This is a genomic window from Halomonas colorata, assembly GCF_014897985.1.
Taxonomy (GTDB): Bacteria; Pseudomonadota; Gammaproteobacteria; order Pseudomonadales; family Halomonadaceae; genus Vreelandella; species Vreelandella colorata.
Genome location: NZ_JABUZA010000108.1, coordinates 1 through 1,102 on the forward strand (window position 1 = coordinate 1; position 1,102 = coordinate 1,102).

Consider the following 1,102-nt stretch of genomic DNA (forward strand, 5'->3'; position numbering starts at 1 on the left):
CCTGAATTCATAGAATAACTGCAGCACTTTGGATCATACGGTAGAGGCAGGAGGGCCAGCAGCGGTACCCTCTCCGCCTTACCGACCAAAGTGAAGCAGAGTATGGGATACCGACAACTGACCCAGGCACAACGATATCAAATTTTTGCCCATAGGGATGTAGGATTGAGCCAACGTCAGATTGCTCAACAGCTTGGCATTCACAGCAGTACCGTGAGCCGTGAGCTGAGACGTAATTCGGGTGCCAAGGGATATGAACCCGCACAAGCGCAGCGTTACAGCGATCAGAGACGCCGCTCCGCCTGGAAGTGGACAAAGCAACTCCCTAGCCTGATCAATGCCGTAGCTGACAGGCTTAGAGAAGAGTGGAGTCCAGAGCAGATTAGCGGTTTTATGGCGCCGTTGACGGGGATAGGAGTTAGTCATCAATGGGTCTATTCGCTGATCTGGGACGATAAGGCCAAGGGTGGCGATTTGTGGCGACACCTCCGCCAGCCCAAGCGTCGCAGTAAACATCGTGCCCATGCCAAAAGTGCAGGACTAGGCAAGATTCCTAAGCGTGTGGGGATAGAGCATCGGCCACCTGCTATCGAAAAACGCCTCACCATCGGTCACTGGGAAGGCGACACGGTGCTTTATGGGCACAAGCAAGCGGGGATAGTGACGTTGGTAGAGCGACGAAGTGGCTACTTGTTGGCGGCACGTCTGCCAAAGGTAACGGCAGAACTAACGCAGAGAGCCATGGTCCGTTTACTTAAGCCTCGTCGGGGCGCGGTGAAGACGATCACGCTAGACAATGGCTCGGAGTTTGCAGACCACGAGACGGTCGCAAAAGCGGTTAGCGCCTCCGTGTATTTCTGTGATCCTTACTGTTCAGGCCAGCGTGGGACAAACGAGAACACCAACGGCCTGATCAGGCAGTATTTTCCGAAAGGTACAGACTTCCGGAAGGTGACTAATGCAGAGCTGCGACGCGTTGTTCACAAGCTGAACGATAGACCCAGAAAGCGGCTGGGATATCGAACCCCAGCCCAGGTGTTTTTAGGAGAATATTCAGGAGCACTAGAAACCGCAGGTGCTGCACTTATTAGTTGAATTCAGG

Annotated in this window: 1 protein-coding gene; it reads left to right on the plus strand. The window is 53.7% G+C overall.

Annotated features, from left to right (window positions below; translation table 11 throughout):
- Positions 1-102: 102 nt before the first annotated feature.
- Positions 103-1,095: an IS30 family transposase gene (locus INT33_RS20990; protein ID WP_193054299.1), complete on the plus strand. Its 993-nt coding sequence runs from the start codon at positions 103-105 to the stop codon at positions 1,093-1,095.
- Positions 1,096-1,102 lie beyond the last annotated feature (7 nt).

Coding starts and splice junctions, on each gene's coding strand:
- INT33_RS20990 (WP_193054299.1), top strand. CDS start 103: ATGGGATACCGACAACTGACCCAGGCACAACGATATCAAATTTTTGCC.